At 37.5% G+C, this 23989-nt stretch carries 25 protein-coding genes; 23 read left to right on the top strand and 2 right to left on the bottom strand.

Annotated elements, in window-relative coordinates:
• Position 1 precedes the first annotated feature (1 nt).
• The 9 genes from G5B98_RS06975 (at position 2) to G5B98_RS06935 (ending at position 8403) form a co-directional block, all read left to right on the top strand.
• Positions 2-898 (top strand): PDC sensor domain-containing protein, encoded by an 897-nt coding sequence (locus G5B98_RS06975; RefSeq protein ID WP_196086474.1) that lies wholly within the window; start codon positions 2-4, stop codon positions 896-898.
• Complete coding sequence (gene hisH, locus G5B98_RS06970; protein WP_196086473.1) at positions 895-1506, top strand: imidazole glycerol phosphate synthase subunit HisH; 612 nt, start codon at positions 895-897, stop codon at positions 1504-1506. Before G5B98_RS06975 ends, hisH begins: the two co-directional genes overlap by 4 nt.
• The gene (hisA, locus tag G5B98_RS06965; RefSeq protein ID WP_196086472.1) at positions 1506-2216 is read left to right on the top strand and encodes a 1-(5-phosphoribosyl)-5-[(5-phosphoribosylamino)methylideneamino]imidazole-4-carboxamide isomerase; all 711 of its coding nucleotides are present in this window, start codon (positions 1506-1508) and stop codon (positions 2214-2216) included. Before hisH ends, hisA begins: the two co-directional genes overlap by 1 nt.
• A gap of 63 nt (positions 2217-2279) precedes the next feature.
• Complete coding sequence (locus G5B98_RS06960; RefSeq protein ID WP_002939933.1) at positions 2280-2645, top strand: chemotaxis response regulator CheY; 366 nt, start codon at positions 2280-2282, stop codon at positions 2643-2645.
• Positions 2645-3478: a 50S ribosomal protein L11 methyltransferase gene (locus tag G5B98_RS06955; protein WP_196086471.1), complete on the top strand. Its 834-nt coding sequence runs from the start codon at positions 2645-2647 to the stop codon at positions 3476-3478. Before G5B98_RS06960 ends, G5B98_RS06955 begins: the two co-directional genes overlap by 1 nt.
• On the top strand, positions 3471-5396 hold the full coding sequence (gene ftsH / locus G5B98_RS06950; protein WP_196086470.1) for an ATP-dependent zinc metalloprotease FtsH: 1926 nt from the start codon (positions 3471-3473) through the stop codon (positions 5394-5396). The genes G5B98_RS06955 and ftsH overlap by 8 nt, the downstream gene beginning before the upstream one ends.
• Before the next feature lie 2 nt (positions 5397-5398).
• Positions 5399-6025 (top strand): phosphatidylserine decarboxylase, encoded by a 627-nt coding sequence (locus tag G5B98_RS06945; protein ID WP_196086469.1) that lies wholly within the window; start codon positions 5399-5401, stop codon positions 6023-6025.
• Positions 6018-6749, top strand: a complete 732-nt coding sequence (gene pssA / locus G5B98_RS06940) for a CDP-diacylglycerol--serine O-phosphatidyltransferase (protein WP_072594435.1) — start codon at positions 6018-6020, stop codon at positions 6747-6749. The genes G5B98_RS06945 and pssA overlap by 8 nt, the downstream gene beginning before the upstream one ends.
• Positions 6750-6888: 139 nt before the next feature.
• Positions 6889-8403: a 2-isopropylmalate synthase gene (locus G5B98_RS06935; RefSeq protein WP_196086468.1), complete on the top strand. Its 1515-nt coding sequence runs from the start codon at positions 6889-6891 to the stop codon at positions 8401-8403.
• Between the two features lie 528 nt (positions 8404-8931).
• On the opposite strand, the gene G5B98_RS06930 is transcribed toward G5B98_RS06935, so the two are convergent.
• Entirely contained in the window at positions 8932-9579 is a 648-nt protein-coding gene (locus G5B98_RS06930; RefSeq protein WP_196086467.1) for a tRNA threonylcarbamoyladenosine dehydratase, read from the bottom strand.
• Positions 9569-10345: a 5'/3'-nucleotidase SurE gene (surE, locus tag G5B98_RS06925; protein ID WP_196086466.1), complete on the bottom strand. Its 777-nt coding sequence runs from the start codon at positions 10343-10345 to the stop codon at positions 9569-9571. The genes G5B98_RS06930 and surE overlap by 11 nt, the downstream gene beginning before the upstream one ends.
• Before the next feature lie 102 nt (positions 10346-10447).
• On the opposite strand from surE, the gene lpxB reads away from it, so the two are divergent.
• The 14 genes from lpxB (at position 10448) to hisC (ending at position 23986) form a co-directional block, all read left to right on the top strand.
• Positions 10448-11482: a lipid-A-disaccharide synthase gene (lpxB, locus tag G5B98_RS06920; protein ID WP_196086465.1), complete on the top strand. Its 1035-nt coding sequence runs from the start codon at positions 10448-10450 to the stop codon at positions 11480-11482.
• Between the two features lie 3 nt (positions 11483-11485).
• A complete protein-coding gene (gene greA, locus G5B98_RS06915) occupies positions 11486-11971 on the top strand; it encodes a transcription elongation factor GreA (protein WP_072594430.1) in 486 nt (161 codons plus the stop codon).
• A 63-nt stretch (positions 11972-12034) separates the two neighbouring features.
• Positions 12035-12826, top strand: a complete 792-nt coding sequence (locus G5B98_RS06910; RefSeq protein WP_196086464.1) for a UDP-2,3-diacylglucosamine diphosphatase — start codon at positions 12035-12037, stop codon at positions 12824-12826.
• On the top strand, positions 12826-13779 hold the full coding sequence (locus G5B98_RS06905; protein WP_021091802.1) for a chemotaxis protein: 954 nt from the start codon (positions 12826-12828) through the stop codon (positions 13777-13779). The genes G5B98_RS06910 and G5B98_RS06905 overlap by 1 nt, the downstream gene beginning before the upstream one ends.
• Before the next feature lie 8 nt (positions 13780-13787).
• Positions 13788-16130 (top strand): hybrid sensor histidine kinase/response regulator, encoded by a 2343-nt coding sequence (locus G5B98_RS06900; protein ID WP_196086463.1) that lies wholly within the window; start codon positions 13788-13790, stop codon positions 16128-16130.
• Positions 16131-16139: 9 nt separating this feature from the next.
• On the top strand, positions 16140-16637 hold the full coding sequence (locus tag G5B98_RS06895) for a chemotaxis protein CheW (protein ID WP_072594427.1): 498 nt from the start codon (positions 16140-16142) through the stop codon (positions 16635-16637).
• Positions 16638-16645: 8 nt separating this feature from the next.
• Complete coding sequence (gene serB, locus G5B98_RS06890; protein WP_196086462.1) at positions 16646-17272, top strand: phosphoserine phosphatase SerB; 627 nt, start codon at positions 16646-16648, stop codon at positions 17270-17272.
• Positions 17273-17278: 6 nt separating this feature from the next.
• Complete coding sequence (locus tag G5B98_RS06885; protein WP_196086461.1) at positions 17279-18271, top strand: transaldolase; 993 nt, start codon at positions 17279-17281, stop codon at positions 18269-18271.
• A gap of 118 nt (positions 18272-18389) precedes the next feature.
• Entirely contained in the window at positions 18390-18926 is a 537-nt protein-coding gene (locus tag G5B98_RS06880; RefSeq protein WP_021091684.1) for a 50S ribosomal protein L25/general stress protein Ctc, read from the top strand.
• An 11-nt stretch (positions 18927-18937) separates the two neighbouring features.
• The gene (gene pth, locus G5B98_RS06875) at positions 18938-19486 is read left to right on the top strand and encodes an aminoacyl-tRNA hydrolase (protein WP_196086460.1); all 549 of its coding nucleotides are present in this window, start codon (positions 18938-18940) and stop codon (positions 19484-19486) included.
• Positions 19483-20547 (top strand): LptF/LptG family permease, encoded by a 1065-nt coding sequence (locus G5B98_RS06870; protein WP_196086459.1) that lies wholly within the window; start codon positions 19483-19485, stop codon positions 20545-20547. The genes pth and G5B98_RS06870 overlap by 4 nt, the downstream gene beginning before the upstream one ends.
• A gap of 55 nt (positions 20548-20602) precedes the next feature.
• Positions 20603-21826 (top strand): diaminopimelate decarboxylase, encoded by a 1224-nt coding sequence (gene lysA / locus G5B98_RS06865; RefSeq protein WP_196086458.1) that lies wholly within the window; start codon positions 20603-20605, stop codon positions 21824-21826.
• Positions 21810-22889, top strand: coding sequence for a prephenate dehydratase (gene pheA / locus G5B98_RS06860; protein ID WP_196086457.1), 1080 nt, complete (start codon positions 21810-21812; stop codon positions 22887-22889). The genes lysA and pheA overlap by 17 nt, the downstream gene beginning before the upstream one ends.
• Positions 22889-23986, top strand: coding sequence for a histidinol-phosphate transaminase (gene hisC, locus G5B98_RS06855; protein WP_196086456.1), 1098 nt, complete (start codon positions 22889-22891; stop codon positions 23984-23986). Before pheA ends, hisC begins: the two co-directional genes overlap by 1 nt.
• Positions 23987-23989 lie beyond the last annotated feature (3 nt).

Raw genomic sequence — 23989 nt, 5'->3', positions numbered from 1 at the left:
TTTGGTTATAAAAGATATTAAGAGATTTAGTGACACGAGATATAAGGCAAGGGCGTATATTTGTTATTTATTTAGTAGAAATTTGCCAAATAGACTGCCCGGAGTTTGTTTAGAGAACATAAAAGCTGGCTTTGATAAGATCAGCCACGAGATAGAAAATTTTGACGCATTGTATATCTTAGACGAAAATGGCGTGCAGATTGAAGACTCGATCAGCCTAAATGAAAAGTATAAAATTCCAAAAGGCGAAAACCGCGCAAACAAGGCATACTATTACACTGCAGTGCGTGAGAAAAGGTGCGTTTTAAGCGATCCATATCCATCAAGCTTAAATGGAGGTTTATGCGTCACAGCAAGTATGCCTATCTATAACGAAAAAAATGAGCTTAAATTTATCGCTTGCATCGACATAAGCCTAGAAAATATCCTAAATATGGTCGATAGCGGCTTTGTCGAGGAGCATTTTGGTAGATTTTTAAAGATAGTCTATACGCTCTTTTGTGCATCACTTTTTATGATTTGTGCATTTTTATTTTGGCACGGGGTAAAGAGCTTTATCTCAAAAAGTATCGAGCATATAAATGTCGAAGAAATTTTTGAATCAACCATCATTTTAACGCTGGCTCTTGCCATTTTTGATCTTGTTAAGACGATATTTGAAGAAGAGGTTTTAGGTAAAAATCAAGAAGAAAATAGCGTTATTTATAAGACGATGGTGAGATTTATCGGCTCAATTATCATCGCACTTGCGATCGAAGCGCTTATGCTAGTCTTTAAATTTGCTATTACTGCACCTGAAAATATCATAAACGCTATCTATCTAATAGGCGGCGTGGCGATGCTAATGGCGGCACTTAGCTTTTATCTTTTTAGCGTAAAAAGGCAAGAGAACAGATGATTGCTATTATTGATTATGGTGCGGGCAATATCAAAAGCGTGATAAATGCTTTTGATTTTCTTGACAAAAAATGTGCCTTAGTAAGTAAGCCTGAAAATTTAAAAGAGTATTCGCACATCGTTTTACCAGGCGTTGGGGCATTTGGTGAGGCGATGAAGAAACTAAAATTTAACGGCATGGATGAAGCGATAAAAGAGGCTGTAAAAAGTGGAAAAGCCTTTATAGGAATTTGCCTTGGTATGCAGCTTTTGTTTGAAAAAAGCTTTGAATTTGGCGAGCATGAGGGGCTTTCTCTTTTGCCAGGAGAGGTCGTTAAATTTGATGAAGCTAAATTTGATAAGCCACTAAAGATCCCGCACGTTGGCTGGAATACGCTTGAGTTTAAACAAAATAGCCTTTTAAGATTAGAACTAAAAGAGTTTGAGTATTTATATTTTGTGCATAGTTACCACGTGGTTTGTGATGATAAATTTACACTCGCAAAGACTACTTATGGTTATGAGTTTACAAGTGCGGTTTGGCATGAAAATGTCTTTGGCTTTCAGCCTCATCCAGAAAAAAGCCACGAGGTTGGGCTTAAAATTTTAGAAAATTTTGCGAGGTTATGATGGAAATTTTTCCAGCTATTGATTTGAAAGAGGGACAAGCAGTTAGACTTAGCAAAGGTCTTATGCAAAGTGCAAAAATTTATAGCAACGAGCCAAGTGAACTTGCTAAAAAATTTGAAGATTATGGCGCAAAATGGCTTCATGTGGTTGATTTGGATGGTGCATTTGCTGGAGAGACGATAAATTTTAAAACAATTGAAAAAATTACAAAGGCTACAAATTTAAGCGTCCAAGTGGGTGGTGGCATAAGAGATGAAGATCGAATAAAACGCTATTTGGATTTAGGAGTTAGCAGAGTGATCCTTGGCTCAGTTGCTCTTAGAGATCCAGAATTTACAGCAAAAATGGCTGAAATTTATAGAGTTGTAGTTGGCATTGACGCAAAAGATGGCTACGTGGCAGTACAAGGTTGGGGCGAGATCTCAAATATAAAAGCAGTTGATCTTGCAAGAAAATTTGCAGATGTCGGCGTAGAGGCTATGATTTGCACCGATATTAACAAGGATGGAATGCTTGGCGGAGTTAACGTTGAGTTTAGCTTGCAAATAGCTAGAAATAGCAAGCTTGAGACGATAGCAAGTGGTGGCGTGAGTGATATAAATGATATTTTGATGCTAAAAGCTACAAATGAGATTAGTGGCGTAATAGTTGGGAAAGCCTACTATGAGGGGTTGCTTGACCTAAAAGAGGCCTTTAAACTACTTAGATAGCGTTAAAGCTTTTATAAATTTAAATTAGCTAGAATAGGGCAATTTTTACTAAAAGGATATTATGTGAAGATTTTGGTTGTAGATGACAGTTCAACAATGAGAAGAATCATAAAAAATACTTTACAAAGGTTAGGACATCAAGAAATTCTTGAAGCTGAGCACGGTCTTGAAGCCTGGAATATCTTAACTCAAAATGAAGGTATCGAAGTTCTTATCACTGACTGGAACATGCCTGAGATGAACGGTCTTGAACTTGTTAAAAAGGTAAGAGCAGAGCAAAAGTATGTTGATATGCCTATCATAATGGTAACAACAGAGGGCGGAAAAGCTGAAGTTATAACAGCTTTAAAAGCAGGTGTTAATAACTACATCGTTAAACCTTTTACGCCACAAGTCTTAAAAGAGAAGCTTGAAGACGTTCTTGGTTAATGAAAGATAAATTCTACGAATTAAGCATAAAAACATCAAATTTTTATGATGAAATTTTAGAGCTAGTTTTCTCTTTTGGAGTTACCTGTGTTGAAGAGCTAGATCACGAGATCATCATCAGGGAAGAGTATGATCTAAAAGATATAGCTTGGGGTATTGAAGAGTATGCAAAAGGGCTCTCTAGTGTTCGTAAAATTTCAAATGATTTAAAAATTTCTCTTAATTTAAAAGAAAATAAAGACTGGCTAGGTGAATATAAAAAGGCAGTTAAGCCTATTTTGGTTGATAAAATTTATGTTAGACCTAGCTGGGAAGAGCCACTTAATGGCGTAACAAATATCATAATCGACCCAGCTCTAGCCTTTGGCTCAGGGCACCATGAAAGCACAAATTCTTGCTTGCAGCTTTTACAAAAATATGCAAAAAGTTGCAATACTACTTTAGACGTGGGGTGTGGAAGTGGAATTTTAAGTATTGCCCTGGCAAAGCTTGGTTGCAAGGTCGATGCTTGCGATACAGATGAGCAAGCCACGCAAAGCTCACTTAGCAACGCCGAGTTAAATGAGGTTAAATTTAATAAAATTTGGACAGGCTCTATCGCGAATTTAGAGCAAAAATATGACATTGTCGTAGCAAATATCATTGCCGATGTCATTTTTATGCTCTCAAATGACTTAAAAAAATCGCTTAAAAAAGGCGGCTACTTGGTATTGTCAGGAATTTTAAACAAGTACGAAGATAGGATTAAAGATACATTTAAGGATTTGGAGCTAATTGAGATAAAACAAAGTAACGATTGGAGTAGCTTTGTTTATAAGGAAATAGATGAATAACCAAAATAGTAACCAAAATAATGGCAACAATAACGGTTTTTTTAATAAAAATCCTATTTTCATTTTTGCCATTTTTGCAATAGTTATAGTTTTAGCTTTTAGAAGCTTTAGTGGAGACGGACTTGGTGGCTCTTTTGGGCTAAATAGTAATGCTCAGAGTAAAATGGTGGCTTATTCTGAGTTTAAAGATATGTTAAAAAATAAGCAGCTAAATGAGGTTGCTATCTCGGAGACTACCATAAAAGGCATAGGTAGTGACAAAACTATCTATCTTGCAAAACGTATAAATGATCCAACACTCATTGGCATACTTGAGCAAAATGGCATAACTTATAGCGTTTATAGCGAAAATAACTGGTTTGGAGATCTTATATTTTCATGGATCATACCGGTGTTTATATTTTTTGCTATTTGGATGTTTATTGCTAGTCGTATGCAAAAGAACATTGGCGGTGGCATACTTGGTATAGGAAGTGCAAAAAAACTTATAAATTCTGAAAAACCAAAAGTAAAATTTGACGATGTCGCAGGCGTTGAAGAGGCAAAAGAAGAGGTTCAAGAGATAGTTGATTATCTAAAAAGTCCTGATAAATATCTAAGACTTGGGGCAAAAATTCCAAAAGGAATTTTGCTAGTTGGCCCTCCGGGCACAGGCAAAACGCTTCTTGCAAGAGCAGTTGCAGGCGAGGCTAGTGTGCCATTTTTCTCTATGTCAGCATCAAGCTTTATAGAGATGTTTGTCGGTGTTGGCGCAAGTAGGGTTAGAGATCTTTTTGAAAATGCTAAAAAAGAGGCTCCAGCGATCGTTTTTATAGATGAGATCGATGCGATCGGTAAAAGTAGAAATTCTGGTCCGATGGGCGGCAACGACGAGAGAGAGCAGACGCTAAATCAGCTTCTTTCTGAGATGGATGGCTTTGACGCGGACAAGTCGCCAGTCATTGTTATAGCTGCTACAAATAGGCCTGAAGTTTTAGATGCTGCGCTTTTAAGACCAGGTAGATTTGACAGGCAAGTGCTTGTTGATAAGCCTGATTTTAAAGGACGCTGCGACATTTTAAAAGTTCACATGAAAGATGTAAAGATCGGTAAGGATGTAAATATCGAAGATATTGCAAGGCTTACGACTGGTTTAGCTGGTGCTGATCTTGAAAATATCATAAATGAGGCAGCACTTCTTGCAGGACGTAAGTCAAAGACCTTTGTCGAGCAGGCCGATCTTGTGGAGGCTGTCGAGAGATCGATCGCTGGACTTGAGAAAAAGTCTCGCCGCGTAAATCCAAAAGAAAAAAGGATTGTCACTTATCATGAGTGCGGTCATGCCTTGATAGCTGAGCTAACAAAAGGTGCAAAAAGGGTAACAAAAGTCTCAGTCGTGCCACGTGGTCTTGCGGCACTTGGCTATACTCTAAATACGCCTGAAGAGAATAAATTTATGATGCAAAAGCATGAATTGATAGCAGAAGTAGATGTGCTTTTGGCTGGTAGGGCTGCTGAAGAGGTGTTTATTAAAGAAATTTCAACCGGAGCTAGCAACGACCTAGAGCGTGCGACTGATATCATAAAAGCTATGGTTAGTATGTATGGTATGAGTGATGTTGCTGGTCTTATGGTGCTTGAAAAACAACGTGCTACGTTTTTAAATGGCGGTCAAAGTATCAAAGACTATAGTGATAAGATGGCTGAAAAGGTTGATGAGTTTGTAAAAACGCTTCTTCATGAAAGATACACTGCTGTGCTTGGTTTGCTTGAAATTTATAAAGGCGCCATTGAAAATATGGTATCAGCACTTTATGAAGAAGAAACAATCGAAGGAAAAAGAGTTAGAGAGATCATTAAAAACTATGAGATCGAAAATGATCTAGAGAGCAGACTCGTAGAGATAGAAGAAGACGAAAAGAGTAAAAAAGAGGAATAAAAATGAGTGGCTATATCGCGAAAGCAGGATATAAATTTATATTATTTTTTCTAATTTTATTTGTTTTATCTTTGCTGTTTGGGATCTTGCCACTACTTTTTGCTATTTTACTTTTTTTTGGGCTTTATTTTTTTAGAGACCCTGAGAGAGAGCCATTTTCTGATGATAAATTGGTTTTACTATCGCCAATTGATGGCAAGATAAAAGAGATCAGTGCTTCAAATTTTGACAATAATGAAGTAGCTAAGATCGTCATAAAAAAATCTTTTTTTGATGTTGGTACATTAAGGGCTGTAAGTGATGTAAAAGTAGCTGAAATACGCAAAAGACATGGCTTATTCTTATGCCAGGCTATGAAAATTTCAGAATTTTTAAATGAAAGAGCTATTATTCGCTTTGAAAAAGAAAATATAAAATTTGTTATGAAAATTATAGCTGGAGTTTTCAGTCGAAGCTTAGAAATTTCAAATGTTACTAGCCTAAAAGCATCTAGAAAATTTGGTTTTTTAGGAAGTGGTGAGGTGATTTTATACTTACCAAGAGAGACTAAAATATGTGTAAGCGTTGGAGAAAGCGTAAAGGCTGCTTCACTTTTGGGATATTTTGAAGAGGGAAAAAGAGATGAATAACATACAAAAGATGCAACTAATGTATATCTTGCCAAATTTATTTACAGCAGCTAGTGCTTTTTTGGGTGTTATTAGTATTATTTCATCTATTCAAGGTAACTATTTTAAAGCCATTATTTATATAATCTTATCGCTTATTTTAGATGGACTTGATGGGCGTGTGGCTAGACTTACAAAGACAACTAGTAAATTTGGGGTAGAGTTTGATAGCCTTGCAGATCTTGTTGCTTTTGGTGTAGCACCAGCGATTTTATTTTATTTGACTATTGGTAAAAATTTTGGCAGATTTGGAGCACTTATAGCTGCTATGTTTGTGGTTTTTGGAGCTATCAGGCTTGCTCGCTTCAATGTCACTACTGGTACATATGAGCCAAATGTTTTTATCGGACTTCCTATTCCATCAGCAGCTATTGTGAGCGTACTTTGGGTTGGTATTTATATTGACTATACTTTTTTGGAAGGATTTGAGTGGTGCTTGATGCTACTTGAAGCTACTTTGGCAGCTTTAATGGTTAGCAACATTCGCTATCCGAGCTTTAAAAAAATAAATTTAAAACAAACCCATGTGATAAGAATTTTAGTAGCTCTTGTAGTTGCATTTTCGATGCTTTATCTATATCCATTTGAAAGTGCGACTTTGGTTATGAGCGTCTATATGCTTTATGGCATAGTAAGAGCCACTATAATGTTTAGTAAAAATTCCAAAAAAAAGGAGAGCGAATGAGCGAAAATGGCATCATAAAATCACGTAAATTTTTACCAAAAATCGAAATCAAAAACTCTCTACTGCTGCTACTTAGGTAGCAAATTTCTCTTTACTTAACTCATCAAATTTAAATATAAAAAATAAAAAAGGACAAAAAATGGATAAGAATAAAATTATAATCTTTGATACGACTTTAAGAGATGGTGAGCAAAGCCCTGGTGCATCGATGAATACAGCTGAAAAACTACAGATCGCACTTCAGCTTGAAAGGCTTGGTGTGGATGTTATGGAGGCTGGATTTGCAGCAGCAAGCCCAGGGGATTTTGATGCGGTAAATCAAATAGCAAAGCAAGCCTCAAATATCACGGTTTGCTCTCTTGCACGCGCAGTTGAGCGTGATATTAAGGCAGCTGGCGAGGCATTGGCTCCAGCTAAAAATAAGAGAATTCATACATTTATAGCGACAAGCCCAATTCATATGGAGTACAAGCTAAAAATGAGCCCAGATGAAGTAATAAAACGCGCAGTCGAGTCTATAAAATACGCAAAAACCTTTTGTAATGATGTGGAGTTTAGTTGCGAGGACGCTTGTAGAAGTGAAATGAGCTTTTTAAAAGAAATTTGTGATGCTGCCATAAATGCGGGTGCAAAAACTTTAAATATCCCTGATACGGTTGGTTATTTATATCCTGAAGAGATAACTGCTCGTATTAGTGAAATAGTAAAATTTGTAGGCGATAGAGCGATAATATCTGTGCATAATCACAATGACTTAGGTATGGCTACAGCGAACTCATTAGCGGCTATAAAAGCTGGCGCAAGGCAGGTTGAAGGTACGATAAATGGCATAGGTGAGCGTGCTGGGAATGCTGCGCTTGAAGAAATTGTGATGGCTATCAAAACCCGCCAAGACGTCTTTGCTCCACTTTATACAGAGATTATCTCAAAAGAAATTTATCCAACTTCAAGACTGATCGCTAGTATTATAGGCATTGAGCCTCAACCAAATAAAGCTATCGTTGGTAAAAACGCATTTGCTCATGAGAGTGGCATACATCAAGACGGCGTGCTAAAACATAAAGAGACCTATGAGATAATTAGCGCCGAGAGCATAGGCCTTGAGAAAAATTCTCTTGTTTTAGGTAAGCATAGTGGTCGCCACGCGTTTAAAGATAAGCTTGCTAGCCTTGGATTTGACCTTGATAGCGATGCTCTTAATAAGGCATTTGAAAAATTTAAAGAGCTAGCTGATAAGAAAAAAGAGATATTTGATGACGATATTAGGGCTCTTGTAGCTGAAGAGATTACAAAAATTCCACAAGCTTATGAGATCACGGCTCTTCTTCAAAGTAGCGGCGGAAGCCTTGCGAGTGCTTCAATTAGTATAAAACACAATGATGAGATTATTAGCGACTCAGCTCTAGGAAATGGTACTGCTGATGCGATATTTAAGGTGGTTGATCGTATTAGTGGCATTAGCGGCACGCTAAAAGACTATAAAGTGGCGTCTGTTTCTCAAGGCAAGGATGCACTTGCAAAGGTTGATGTAAAGGTCGAGTTTGAGGGTAAAACGGCTGTAATAGGCCATGGACTTGACATAGATACTATGATTGCAAGCGCAAAAGCCTATGTTGGCGCGCTAAATAGCTACATTCGCATACACAAAAACTAAAATTTTAGCCGGCTGTTAAAATTGCAGCTGGCTACTTTAAATTTAATCCAAAAACTATATAAATTTTTAAAATTCAAAGTCTTTATTTTAAAAAAATAGAATTTTTACCATCTTTACAAATTTTAAAATATTACTCACTCACCTTAGCAACTTACTAATTTTAGGACTCATAAACATTCACCACTAAATTTAGAAGTGTGATATGCTCGCTCATAAATTTTTAAAATTTGATAGGGTTTAGACCGCATGCAGTGTAAAGCACTAGTGTATGCCCCTTGAATGTGCGAGGGATTTGGAGGATTAAAAAGGGAGATAAGGGGATGGACTTCGTGTCTGCCACGCAGTTGCGAGCCTGAGAAGTAAAATTAAGTCCTCTTGCCTACCTTTTGAATAAAAAATTGCGAATTTAATCAAGCCATTTTGTGAATTTCAAAATATTACACACTCACCTTAACAGACTACTAAATTTATATCCAAAAATACCAGCTCTAATTTGAAATTTTGCTTGGAGAGTAAATTTTTGACTTACTACCCAACTATCTTTTTAACAGCTAACGAGGCTAAATTTAGCCCAAAGCAAGCAGTCACGCCCATGAAGCTTCCAAGCGGCTTGCAACGTGGCTCTTCTGTTGAAAAAACCACATCAAATTTACCGCTAAAGCCTGATTTTTTGAGCTCATATCTATATTTTCTAGCTAGCGGATCGACCGAGGTTTTCCACACGCCAGCCACCTTTATCTTAGTTGGATCAACCCTTTTTGCCCCACCCATCGAGGCTATAAATTTGCTAGGATCTACCGCATTTGCAAGGGCAATCTTAGCAGTGATATCATCGATTGCATCGATCACCACGTCAAATTTACTAAAGTCAAAACCAGCAATAAATTCTGGTGTAATCAGTGCCTGAATAGGCGTGATGTAAGGATAAATTTTGGCAAATTCCTCCACCTTTACACCGCCCACGTTTTCGCTATAAATTTGGCGGTTTTGGTTTGTTATGTCAAATATGTCTTTATCGATTAGAGTGATGCTCCCAACCCCGCTTCTAGCAAGCGCATCCACACACATTCCGCCCACACCACCAGCTCCACAAACTAGCACTTTTGCGCTTTGAAGCCTGCTAAAACCATCCTCGCCAAAGAGCCATCTTATCCTTGTAAATCTATCATTTTGCATCAAATTTCCCCTTTAGACTCTCCAGACTCTCATATGAAGTCATATTTAGTTTTATGGGCGTTATCGTGGCAAAGCCCTCATTTACCTTGCTGATGTCGCTTGGCTTGCCTTTTTCGTATTCAAGTGCGGCATTTCCAAGCCAGTAGTACTCGATGCCTCTTGGGTTGCGATTAAGCGTGGCATGCGTTGCATAGGTGCGTTTGCCAGCTGGGACGACGGAGTAGCCTTTGAAATTTTTGCTTGTTACAGCCGGAATATTTATATTTAGGAATTCTCTTTGATTTAGCGAAATTTCACCCTCTAGCACCTTTGGTACGATAAATTTCACCACCTCTTTTGCTAGCTCAAAGCCAAGTTCATTTAGTGAGTTATTTGCATAAAACTGTGAAAAGGCGATACTTCTAATGCCTTGCAAAACCCCCTCCATCGCCGCTCCGCACGTGCCAGAGTAGGTGATATCTTCGCCTAAATTTGCTCCGTGGTTTATGCCACTTATTACAAGGTCTGGCTTTTTGTTATAAAGTGCGTGAAGTGCGAGATAGACGCAGTCACTTGGCGTTGCATCATCGAGTTTAAAAAAGTTATCATCAAGTTTTATAAATCTAAGTGGCCTTGTGAGAGTTAGCGAGTGAGCGCAGGCTGACTTTTCTGAGCTTGGAGCTACGATCGTGACATTTACGCCACCTAGCTCGCTTAAAGCTTCTTTTAAAGCAAGCAAACCAGCCGCCTCAAATCCATCGTCATTTGTTATCAAAATTTCTTTCAAATTTTATCCTTTAGAGGGTTGGATTTTATCACAGCTTTCTTAAAATTTTAAAGAATTTTTGCGTATAATGCCCCCAAAAAAAGACCTGATGAAAGTGTGTAAATGAAAATTTTAGTCTCCGCTCTTGAGCCATCGGCAAATTTGCATTTAAAAGAAATTTTGAAAAATTTCGAGGGCGAATTTGAGCTTATGGGAATTTTTAGCGAAGAGCTTGGCACGCCATATATGAAAAGTAGCGAGTTTTCAGCGATGGGCTTTGTCGAGGTTTTGCCACTCATTTTTAAAGCAAAAAAGGCGATAAAAGTGATGAGCCAGATGGCAAAAGAGGCTGATGCCGTGCTTTTAATAGACAGTCCAGCTTTTAATCTGCCGCTTGCAAAAGCGATCAAAGAGTCTGGTGCAAAGACGGCCGTGACATACTACATCTTGCCTCAAGTTTGGGCGTGGAAGCCAAAAAGAGTGAGCGCGGTTGAGAGGTATTGTGACAACCTAGCTTCGATCCTACCATTTGATGCGAAATTTTATAGTCGCTCGACCTACGTGGGACATCCTTTGATGGATGAGATAAAGCTTAAAAAAACTAGCCTAAGTAGCAGTGGCAAAGTGGCGTTTTTGCCAGGATCAAGAAGGTCAGAGATTTCAAGACTGATGCCAGTTTATAGAGAGCTTGCTGAGAATATTGAGGCAAAAAGGTTACTTGTCGTGCCACCATTTTTGCTTGATAAAGTGGGCGAAATTTATGGCGATGTGAGTGATTTTGATATCGTCTCAAATACGCCTGAAGCCTTGTATGAGAGCGACTTTGCCTTTGTTTGCTCAGGTACGGCTACTCTTGAAGCAGCGCTCATTGGTACGCCATTTGTGCTAGCATATAAGGCAAAAGCAATAGATATTTTTATAGCTAGAAAATTTGTAAAGATCAAGCACGCTGGACTTGCAAATATAATGTTTGATTTCATGGGCAAAGAGCCGCTTCATGAGGAGTTTATCCAAGAGTTTGCAACGGCTGAAAATTTGCTAAGAGCTTATGAGAGCTGCGATAGGCAGAAATTTTTAAAAGGCTGTGACGAATTGAGAGAGTATTTGTCGCATGGCAGCAGTAAAAATGTAGTAAAAATTTTAAAAAATATGGAGTAAAAAATGAGTGAACCAATGACAATGCATGGATACGAGAAGATAGAAGCTGAGCTAAAGGATCTAAGGCTGGTGCAACGCCCTCAAATCGTAACTGAGATAGATATCGCAAGAAGCCATGGCGATCTAAAAGAAAATGCTGAGTATCACGCTGCAAAAGAAAAGCAAGCTTTCATAGATGCTAGGATAGCAGAGCTAAGCGCGCTTCTTGCAAATGCTGAAGTGATCGATCCAAGTAGCTATGAGCACGATAGAGTTAGATTTGGCTCAAGTGTTACGATAATGGACGAGGAAACCGAAATAGAGCATACATATACGATAGTTGGCATTAGTGAAAGTGACATCGACAAAGGCTATATCTCGATAAATTCGCCACTTGCAAAGCAGCTTTTGGGTAAGGCTGAGGGCGATGAGGTAGTGCTAAATTTACCAAAAGGCAGAAGCGATGTTGAGATTGTAAAAATTTGCTATAAGCCTATAAAATTTGACTAAAAAGATGAGACAAAGAGTCAGAAACTGCTTTTTGGCTCTGCTAATTTTTAATTAAGGCAAAATTTGAGCGAATATCTATATGTCCCTGTTATAAAAGAAGGTGCAATCTTTATAGCTGATGCGCATGAAAACGTAAACCGAAATGGCTTTTTAAAATTTTTAAGAGCTGTTGATAGCGGGGAGATCAAAGAGCCGCCACAGATTTTCTTGCTTGGCGATATGTTTGACTTTCTAACGGGCGAGGGCGAATACACAATAGAATTTTACACTGAGCACTTAAGACTTATCAATAAAATTTCACAAAAGGTAGAAATTTTTTACTTCGAGGGCAACCACGATTTTAGACTTTCAAATTTATTTAATAAAACAAGAGAAATTTGGGATGGGCACGAGATGCTGCGTTATAAAAGCATTAGGGTTTATGATATTTACGATCAGCCAGCAAATTTTAAGACGATCAATGAAGAGCACGTTCAGATCGCACATGGTGATATATTCTTACCTTTTGTAGATAAATATGCACTTAGATTTTTGCGCGTAAAATGGTTTTTAAAATTTATGAATGCTTTGGATAAATTTTTAAATTTTAAAATATCAAAAGCGATACTAGCTAGGCTTACCAAGAAAAATTTAGACTATAAAATTCCTAATTTCAAGGAGTTAATGGGCAAGCATTTGCAGGGATACGAGGCTAATATCGTGATAGAAGGACACTATCATCAAGGCGAGCAATTTAACATTTATGATAAGTTTTATATAAATTTACCTTATTTTGCATGTGAGCAAAGTTATTTTGTTGTAGAATACGCCCAGCAAAAGTTAAATTTGCTCAAAATGAGTTTGAAAGGACATTGATGTTTGGAGATAACGTACTAAAAACGGACTCAAACGAGATGGAACTTGTTGATTTTCGTATCTTTAAAAAGACCGAAAACAAAGTATATGAAGGAATATACGGAGTCAATGTCGCAAAGGTGCGGGAGATCATTAAGATGCCAAATCTTACAGAGCTTCCAGGCGTTCCTGAGTATATCGAGGGAATTTTTGATTTAAGGGGCGTGGTGATCCCTGTTATAAATTTGGCAAGATGGATGAATATTATCGAGCCAACTGAAGGCGTAGTTATAAAGCCACGTGTTATTATTGCTGAGTTTAGCGGTATTTTGATCGGTTTTATCGTCCATGAGGCAAAAAGGATCAGACGCATAAGCTGGAAAGATATCGAGCCTGCAAATTTTGCTTCAGGTTCTGGCGCTTTAGACAAAGGCAAAATAACAGGCGTGACAAGAATAGAAAATGATGAAGTTTTGCTTATTCTTGATCTTGAAAGCATAGTAGAAGAGCTTGGAATTTACTCACCAAAGATCGAATTTGATGTAACGGACGATCAAAAATTAAAAGGTGCTGCTTTAGTTTTAGATGATAGCTCAACTGCTAGAAAACTAGTAAAAGATGCACTTGAAAAGATGGGACTCAGCGTAGTTGAGGCTAAAAATGGCGTTGAGGGCTTGGAGAGAATGGAAGAGCTTTATCAAAGATACGGAGATAACTTATCAAGAGAGCTTAGAGTTATCTTAAGTGATATCGAAATGCCACAGATGGATGGATACCGCTTTGCTTCAACTCTTAAAAATGATGAAAGATTTAAAGAAGTTCCAATAGTATTTAACTCCTCATTGAGTAATGATTTTAGTGAAATCAAGAGCAAAGAAGCTGGTGGTGCGGCGTATCTTACAAAATTTGATGCAAGCATATTTTATCAAGAAGTGCTAAAGGTTATTGAAGCACATTCTAAATCTGCAAAATGAGGTGAAACATGGATGATATGAAAGAAATAATGGAAGACTTTTTAATAGAGGCTTTCGAACTTATTGAGCAGATAGATCACGACCTTGTTGAACTTGAGTCAAACCCTGAAGATTTGGAATTATTAAATAGAATTTTCCGCGTTGCTCACACAGTAAAAGGTAGTTCAAGCTTTTTAAATTTTGACGTTTTAACAGAGCTTACTCACCATATGGAGGATGTTTTAAATAAAGCTAGAAAAGGCGAGTTAAAGATCACTCCAGACATTATGGACGTAGTTCTTGAGTCAGTTGACATGATGAAAGGCTTGTTAAGCAGCATTAGAGATCATGGAAATGATACAGCTGCTGGCATTGATATTAAAAACATTTGCGCAAGACTTACTCAAATTTCTGAAGGCGAAGCTCCAGCAGCAGCTCCTGAAGCTCCTGCCACACCGGTAGCTGAGCCAACACCAGAGCCAGAGCCAGCCGCGCCTACCGAAGAAGCACCAGAGATAAGTGATGCTGAGCTTTCAAAGCTAAGCGACTCTGAAGTCGAAGCAGAGATAGAAAGACTCTTAAAAGTTAGAAAGGCTGAGGATCAAGCAAGGCGTGCTTCAAAAGGCATAGCTCCAAAATCTCCTAGCGAGATAGCTCCAGCTGCAAGTAGTACTTCAGCTCCAGCTGCAAAAGCAGAGAGTAAAGAAAAAGACGGAGATAAAAAGGTCCCAGCAGCAAGCAGCGGTGCAGTAGCGCAGGAACAAACTATACGCGTTGAAGTAAAAAGACTTGATCATTTGATGAATCTAATCGGTGAGCTTGTTCTTGGTAAAAACCGCTTATTAAAAATTTATGATGACGTGGAAGAGAGATATGAGGGTGAGAAATTCCTTGAAGAGTTAAATCAAGTAGTCTCAAGCCTAAGTCTAGTTACGACCGATATTCAGCTTGCCGTTATGAAGACAAGAATGCTTCCAATAGCAAAAGTCTTTAATAAATTCCCACGTATGATACGCGATCTTAGCCGCGATCTTGGCAAGCAAATCGATCTTGAAATTTCAGGTGAAGAGACTGAGCTTGATAAGTCAATCGTAGAAGAGATCGGCGATCCACTAGTTCACATCATCAGAAATTCATGCGATCATGGTATCGAGGATCCTGAGACAAGAAAGGCAGCAGGCAAGCCTGAAAAAGGCCTTGTTCAGCTAAAAGCCTACAATGAAGGCAATCACATCGTAGTTGAGATAGTTGATGATGGTAAGGGTCTAGATGCTGACATGCTTAAATCTAAATCTATAGAAAAAGGCATCATCACTGAGCGCGAAGCTGATGCGATGAGTGAAAAAGAGGCATTTGGTCTTATCTTTAGACCAGGATTTTCAACTGCGGCAAAGGTTACAAATGTATCTGGTCGTGGTGTTGGTATGGACGTCGTTAAGACAAATATCGAAAAACTAAACGGTATCATTGATATTGAAAGTGAAGTTGGAAAAGGCACGGTTATGAAGCTTAAAATTCCACTCACACTTGCGATTATTCAGTCACTACTAGTTGGAACGCAAGAAGAATTTTATGCTATTCCACTTGCTAGTGTTCTTGAAACTGTTCGTGTACCGATCGATGATATCTACACGATCGATGGCAAAAATGTACTAAGGCTAAGAGATGAAGTCTTGTCTCTTGTTAGACTCTCTGATGTGTTTGGTGTTGAAAAGGCATTTGATGGTGGAGATCAAACTTATGTTGTAATAATCGGTGTTGCTGAAGCAAAACTAGGCATTATTGTTGATACTTTGGTTGGGCAAGAAGAGATTGTTATTAAATCAATGGGCGATTATTTACAAAATATCCCAGGTATTGCTGGTGCTACTATTAGAGGTGATGGTCGTGTGACATTGATTATCGACGTTGGTGCTATGATGGAGATGGCAAAAGATATCAAGGTAGATATTAGAGCCGAAATAGAAGATAGCACAAAAGCAAAGGAAAAACCAAGCGATTATAAAGTCTTAATAGTCGATGACTCAAAAATGGATAGAACTATCATGCAAAAAGCGCTTGAACCAACTGGGGTAACAATAATAGAAGCCACAAACGGTGTTGAGGCATTAAATATCGTAAAATCCGGAGAGCACTCCTTTGATGCGATTTTGATAGATATTGAGATGCCAAGAATGGATGGATATACACTGGCTGGCGAAATTAGAAAATACTCTAAGTACAGAAATTTACCACTTATTGCTGTTACATCAAGGACTTCAAAAACAGATAGATTACGTGGCGTAGAAGTTGGAATGACTGAGTATATTACAAAACCATATTCAGCCGAGTACTTAGAAAATGTCGTTAGAAAGAATATAAAATTAGCTTAGGGGTAAGGGATGAACAATAAACTAAATCAAGTTTTAAGTAAACAAAAACAGCAAATGAATGGTCCTGAGTTAAAAAATAATGAGGATATAGTTCAGCTAGTAGGATTTGTTGTCGGCGAGGAAGAGTACGCAATACCTATTTTAAATATCCAAGAGATAATCAAACCTATTGAATATACACGTGTTCCTAGTGTACCTGATTACGTTCTTGGCGTGTTTAACCTACGTGGAAATGTTATTCCGCTTATTGATTTGCGTAAGCGTTTTTCACTAAATGTCACAAAACAAAGCCCAAGCACAAGATATATCGTTATGAAAGATGCGGATAATATCGCTGGCTTTGTGATAGACCGCTTGACGGAGGCCATCAGAATAGACCGTAATAGGATCGATCCGCCACCAGAGACTTTAGTAAAAGACAAAGGCATGATTTATGGTATCGGAAAGCGCGACCAAAATATCCTTACGATCTTAAAGGTCGAAAGTCTTTTGAAACGTGATTTTTAGGGTATAGCTTGATAAAACTTTGTGTTTTTGATTTTGACTCTACAATAATGGACGGCGAGACGATAGATATTCTCGCCGCCGCTAATAATGTTAGTGAAGAAGTAGCTAATATAACTAAGCGTTCGATGAACGGTGAGCTTGATTTTTTTGAAAGTCTTACAAAAAGAGTAAAAATTTTAAAAGGATTGCCGCTTTTAAAAGTAAATGAAATTTGCAAAAATTTACCCATAATGCCAGGAGCTGGCGAGCTAATAGAAGCTTTAAAGCAAAAAGGTATCAAAGTCGTGGTTTTTAGCGGTGGATTTCACAATGCAACCGATGTAATGCAAAAAAAACTTAATTTTGATGCAAATTTTGCAAATATCTTGCATCATAAAGATGGAATTTTAAGTGGTGAAGTTGGCGGAGAAATGATGTTTAGTAGTTCAAAGGGAGATATGATCGACCGCTTGTGTGGACTATTAAATTTAGGCAAGGACGAGATAATGTGTGTTGGGGACGGGGCCAATGACATATCGATGTTTAGAAAGTGCGACCTTAGCATTGCATTTTGTGCAAAAGATATCTTAAAAAAAGAAGCAACACATTGTGTTGATGTTAAAGACTTGCGTGAAATTTTAAAATTTATAAGGTAGAAATGAATGTATGACAACGAAGCTAAATTCTCTCTTTGGTGTGATTTTATAGAGAGAAATTTTTTACAAAGCGAATTTAACTCTTTATTGGAAAATAATATTATAAACGGTGCTACAAGCAACCCAGCTATTTTTAAAACAGCGTTTGCTTCACCTGCTTATAAAAAGATCATAGAAACTAGCAATAAACGCCATCCAAAAGATCTTTATGAAATTTTAGCTACTCAAGATATAAAAACCGCCGCATGTAAAATGTTAAGAAATTATGCAAACGGCGATGATGGCTTTGTAAGCATTGAGGTTGATCCAAATTTAAGCGACGATACAGCTGCAACGATAGAAGAAGGTATCAGGCTTCATAATCTAATATCAATGCCAAATGTTATGATAAAAATTCCAGCTACAAAAGATGGTTATGAGGCGATGAGCGCGCTTATGGCAAGGGGAATTAGCGTAAATGCTACACTTATATTTTCACTAGATCAGGCTAAAAACTGCCTTGAAGCTTTTAAAGAAGGCAGTAAAGCTTATGCAAGTCGCTTTATAGATACTACTATGCCAAAAGGTGTGATAAGTGTTTTTGTAAGTAGATTTGATAGAAAGCTTGATGAGGTTATGGCTGCAAAGAGCTTGCCAACGGGACAAATCGGCATAATGAATGCTGCGAATATATACCACCTGATTGAAGATTTTGGACTAGAAAATGTAAGAACACTTTTTGCAAGTACAGGTGTAAAAGGTGGTGGTTTAAGAGGGGATTATTACGTTAGAGAGCTAATGTATAAAAATTCTATAAATACAGCACCAATAGAGACGATAAAAGAATTTATAAAAGAAAAAGCAGAGGCAAAAAATGTGCCTAGTAAAGAAAATATCTCAAGCTTTTTCCAGATTATAAAAAATAATGAGATAGATATAAATGTCGTTTATAAAGATTTATTAAGCGACGGTTTAAAGCAGTTTGTATCAGCATTTGATGATATTATGAAATCACTTTAGACAAAGAAGCCCAAGCTAATACATAAACAGCAAAAGTGATCATTCTTAAACAAGCTTTATTTAAAATTTATAAAGCATTAGATAAAATCAGCACCTATTTTTTTATGAAAGGAAAACGATGTTAGAGGGTATCGTTAGAGAGAGTATCGGTAAGAAGTCTGCAAAGGCTTTGAGAAGAGATGGTTATCTAATCGCCAACATTTATGGCAAGGGATTAGAGAATGTTGCAGCTGCTTTTAAAGTAAATGACTTTATTAAAGAAGCACGCAAAAAAGAGAGCCTTGCTTTTGATGTAAAAGTAGGCGGAAAAGTTTATAATGTCGTTATTGTTGATTACCAAAGAGATGTTGTTACAAGTGATCTTAAACACGTAGATCTAAAAGTAGCACTTCCAGGCGTTTTATCAAAATATATGATTCCAGTTAAGCCAGTTGGAACACCTATCGGTCTTAAAAATAAGGGCGTTTTGATCCAATCAAAAAGACGTCTTTGCGTAAAATGCACAGCTGAAAATTTACCAAATTCATTTGACGTTGATGTAAGCAAACTTGACATCGACGATACTATTTTGGTTCGTGATATCACAGCTCCTAAAGGCGTTACCATTGTAGACGCTGACCGTGTTGCGGTACTTGGAGTTATTAAAGCTAAATAAAAAGGGCTTTTGTGACACTAATAGCGGGGCTGGGAAATCCTGGCTCCAAATATGAAAAAACTAGACATAATATAGGCTTTATGCTTATAGATCTCCTAAAAGACTCAAATTACAAAGATGTTAGCTCAGCCAAATTCCAAGGCGAAGCTTTTAAATTCAATGACATTATCTTGCTAAAACCAACAACTTTTATGAACCTCTCAGGACAAAGTGTAAAAGCGGTAAAAGACTTTTATAAACCAGATAGAATAATCGTAATACACGATGATCTTGATCTTGGTTTTGGTGCAGTTAAATTTAAAAAAGGCGGTAGTAGCGGCGGGCATAACGGCATAAAATCAATCGATGGATTAATCGGTAACGACTACGAAAGGGTGCGCGTTGGTATCGGACATGATGGCGATGCTAAAAATTTCGTCCTTGGCGAGTTTAGTGACGAGGAGAAAAAGGCTTTAGATGAAATTTTAGCCTATACAAAAAATGCGGTTTGCGAGCTGCTAAAGAGCGACATCAACGAAATTTCACAAAAATTTACGGTAAAAAAAGGTCTTATCAAATGAAACTATATGCCAGATACGTTGGCTGGGTCTATATAAAATCTTTTCTTATCGTATTTTTAGCACTTGAACTATTTTATGTTGGTATTGACCTACTTACAAATTTAAAAGATCTGCCGCCATCTGCAAACCTTCAGCTCCTTTATATTGGGCTTACATCGCTTAGTGCTATTGGCTACGTTTTGCCACTTTCGCTCATTTTTTCACTCATTATTTTACATGTAAATATGGTCAGATCAAATGAGCTAATCAGTTTTTATGCGCTTGGCATTAGTAAAAATAGCTTAATTTTTCCACCATTTTTTATTGCACTTTTTGTAACTATTTTTTATGTTGGCTTAAATTTTACTCCATTTGCCTATGCGCACGACTATCAAAAAAGTATCGCTAAAAATACGGCCTTCTCAAAAAGCACAAATGATTCATTTTTAAAATTTGAAGGCAAATTTATCTACATAAAAGAGCTAAATTCTGTGAATCAAATAGCAAATGATGTTAGAATTTTTGAGATAAATGGCACAAATTTACTCTCAACTACATTTGCAAATCACGCTAATTTTAAAGACAATGAGTGGATTTTAAAAGATGTTAATCAAACTCTTTTGCCTCAAATTTTAGAGCTTGGTGAGGCTGGTTTTAATAAAATACAAAGCGAGAGCTTAGATGCATTAAAAGGCTTTAAGCCAAAGAGTATTGAAAGCGCTGCTAGTGTTGAAAACTCAAAATTTAATATCCCAGATGCGATAAATTTTATAAAGACATTTAAGAATGAAGGTATCGGCCTTGATAGCGCAAAAACAGCTTTTTACAACCTTGCTATTGCACCATTTTTTGCACCATTTTTGTTACTCATTTTTTACTATCATTTGCCTGTAACTGGTAGATTTTTTAATCTTGCACTTTCGACTTTTATCTTTGTTGTGATAACTCTTGTCGTTTGGGGGCTTCTCTTTATTCTTGCAAAATTTGCACAAACTTCTGTAATCTTGCCAGAGATTGGTATAGTTTTACCGGTCATTTTACTTTTTGCATACGCCATTTATCTCATAAAATCGCATCGTTAAGCCAAATTTTGGCAAGCTTTTTGTAAAATCAAGCCATTTTAATAAAGGCTATTTTATGGATTTTAAAGAGCTTGCACGTAGATACAAAACCCCACTTTACATTTATGATTTTAACCACATAAAAAACCGCTATGAAGCACTAAAGAATGCATTTTTTGCTAGAAAATCTCTCATTTGTTATGCGGTGAAAGCAAACTCAAATCTAAGTGTTTTAAAATTTCTAGCCGACCTTGGAGCTGGATTTGATTGTGTTAGCATTGGCGAAGTAAAAAGAGCACTTTTAGCAGGCGCAAAGAGATATCAGATCATTTTTAGCGGTGTTGGCAAGAGCGATGAAGAGTTAAAAGAGGCTTTAAAAAATGAAATTTTACTCATAAATGTTGAGAGTTTTGCTGAACTTTTAAGGCTTGAGGAGATCGCAAAAGGGCTAAACTTAAAGGCAAGAATTAGCATTAGAGTAAATCCAGGTGTTGATGCAAAAACTCACCCATATATCTCGACAGGGCTAAATGAAAATAAATTTGGCGTTGATGCTGAAATAGCCAAAAGAATGTACATCCACGCTAAAGCTTCAGACTCTCTTGAGCCAACTGGCATACATTTTCACATCGGTTCTCAGCTAACATCACTTAGCCCGATAATCGATGCTGCAAATATCGTTAGTGAGCTTTTAAGAGAGCTAAGAGCGCTTGAGATTGATATCAAATTTTTTGACGTTGGCGGCGGACTTGGCATCATTTATAACGATGAAAAAGAGATAAATTTATACGACTATGCTCAAGGAATTTTAGCTGCACTAAAAGGCCAAGACGTGACTATCGTATGCGAGCCAGGACGCTTTATCGTAGGTAATGCTGGCTACTTTGTTGCAAGCGTTTTATATGAAAAATTTAACGGCAAAAAGAGATTTGTCATCACTGATGGCGCGATGAATGATCTTATTAGACCAAGCCTTTATGGTGCTCATCATGAAATTTTTGTTTGTGGCAAGGATAAAAATTTAGGTGTTTGCGATGTGGTTGGTCCAGTTTGTGAAAGTGGCGATTTTTTAGCAAAAGATATAGAGTTGCCAGAGTGTGATAGTGGCGATATTATCGTTGTAAAAGGTGCTGGAGCTTATGGTTTTAGCATGAGCTCAAACTACAACACAAGAAACAGAGCCGCTGAAGTTTGCGTGCTTGATGGCAAAGACAGACTTATAAGAAGACGTGAGAGCTTTGAAGATGTCGTGGCACTTGAGAGAGAATTTTTGGAGAGCGCTGATGCAAGAGCTAAATGAGCTTAGAAAAGAGATCGATGCGATCGATGATCTCATCTTAAATAAACTAAATGAAAGGATGATTTTAGTTGAGCAAATCGGCAAGCTAAAACAAACTAGTGGGACGCCTATATATCGTCCTGAGCGCGAGCGAGCTATCATAAACCGCTTAACTAGTCTTAGCAAAGACAAAGCCTTAAATAAAGCTGCTATCGAAGCCATTTATCTTGAAATTTTTGCTGTAAGTAGAAATTTAGAAATGCCTCAAAAGATCGTATATCTAGGGCCTGAAGGCACTTACACGCATCAGGCGGCTCAGAGTAGATTTGGTGCGATGAGTTCATATTTGCCACTTGCGACCATTGAGGCGGTTTTTACAAAGCTAGCTCAAAAAGAGGCAAAATACGGCGTTGTGCCTATTGAAAATAATACCGAAGGCGCTGTTGGCGCTACGCTTGATTGTTTGAGTAAATTTAGTGGTATAAAAATAGTTGCTGAACTTTATGTGGATATCCACCATAGCTTTGTTAGCATAAATGAAAATTTAAAAGAGATAAAGCGAATTTATTCACATCCGCAAGGGTATAATCAATGTCGTAAATTTTTAGAAGATCATATGCTAAATGAAATTGAATTTGTTCCAGCAAAATCAACCGCAGCAGCTGCATATATGGCATCGATGGATAGAAATTCAGCTGCCATTTGCTCAAAGATTGCAGCAAAAATTTATAACGTACCGATCGTTTATGAGACGATTGAAGACAATATGGCAAATAGAACGAGATTTTTGATTTTAAGCGATTTTAAAAACGCAAGAGTTGAAAACTCGAAAACTTCGATCCTTGCAAAGACTGATCATAGTCCAGGACGCCTTGCTGATCTGCTTTCTATCTTTAAAAATGAAAATATTAATATCACAAAACTTGAGTCACGCCCTATAAAACAGCGCGAATTTAAGTCAATGTTTTATCTTGATTTTGAAGGGCATATCGACGATGAGAAGGTACAAAATGCCTTTGAACTCGCAAAAGAGAGCGGTGCTGAGATAAGCTGGTTAGGGAGTTATTTAAACGGAGAAGAGTAATGAAGTTTAATGATTTTTTAGATGATCTAGTAAATTACGAGGCTGGAAAGCCGATTGAGCTTGTAGTTAGAGAGTTTGGCATCGATGCAAAAGATGTGATAAAGCTAGCGAGCAATGAAAATCCTTTTGGCACGAGCAAACGCGTAGAAGAGGCACTAAAAGAGGTTGCTAAAAAAGCGCATCTCTATCCAGACGATAGCTACTTTGAGCTAAAAGAAGGGCTGGCTAAGAAATTTGGCGTAACTAGCAAAAATTTAATCATTGGCTCTGGAAGTGACCAGATCATAGAATACGCACTTCACGCAAAGGCGAATAAGCAAAGTGGCGTTTTGATGGCTGGCGTGACATTTGCGATGTATGAAATTTATGCAAAGCAAACTGGAGCTAAAATTTACCGCACAAAGAGCGTAGAGCATAATTTGAGCGAGTTTTTAGAAATTTATAATGCACATAAAGATGAAATTTCTGTCATCTTTCTTTGCTTGCCAAACAATCCTTTGGGCGAGTGCATCGATGCCGATGAGGTCTATAAATTTATAAAAAACATTGATGAAAACACGCTTGTGGTGCTTGATTGTGCTTACAACGAATTTGCTAAATTTAAAGATAGTAAAAAAGAGATAAAGCCAAGCGAGGTGGTAAAATTTAAAAATGCCATATATCTTGGAACATTTTCAAAGGCTTATGCACTTGGTGGTATGCGCGTGGGATACGGCGTGGCAAATGAAGAGATCATAGGCACTCTCTCAAAACTAAGAGCCCCATTTAATATCACAACTCCAAGCCTAAGAGCTGCGATCGTGGCACTTGGTGATGATGAGTTTGTGCAGCAAACCATGCAAAATAACTTCGAGCAGATGAAGAGATATGAGGAATTTGCAGAGCAAAATGGCATTGAGTTTATCCCAAGCTATACAAATTTCATAACTTTTAAATTTAACGAGCCAAAATCAAGCCAGATATGCGAAAAGATGCTAAAAAAAGGTATAATTTTACGAGATTTAAAAAGCTACGCCTTAAATGCGGTGAGAATCACCATAGGTCAGGCATGGCAAAACGATAGGGTTTTTGAAGAGTTAAAGCAAATTTTAAAGTAGGGA

Source organism: Campylobacter concisus (genome assembly GCF_015679985.1).
GTDB classification, from domain to species: domain Bacteria; phylum Campylobacterota; class Campylobacteria; order Campylobacterales; family Campylobacteraceae; genus Campylobacter_A; species Campylobacter_A concisus_AC.
This window is presented reverse-complemented; position numbering and strand designations above follow the sequence as displayed.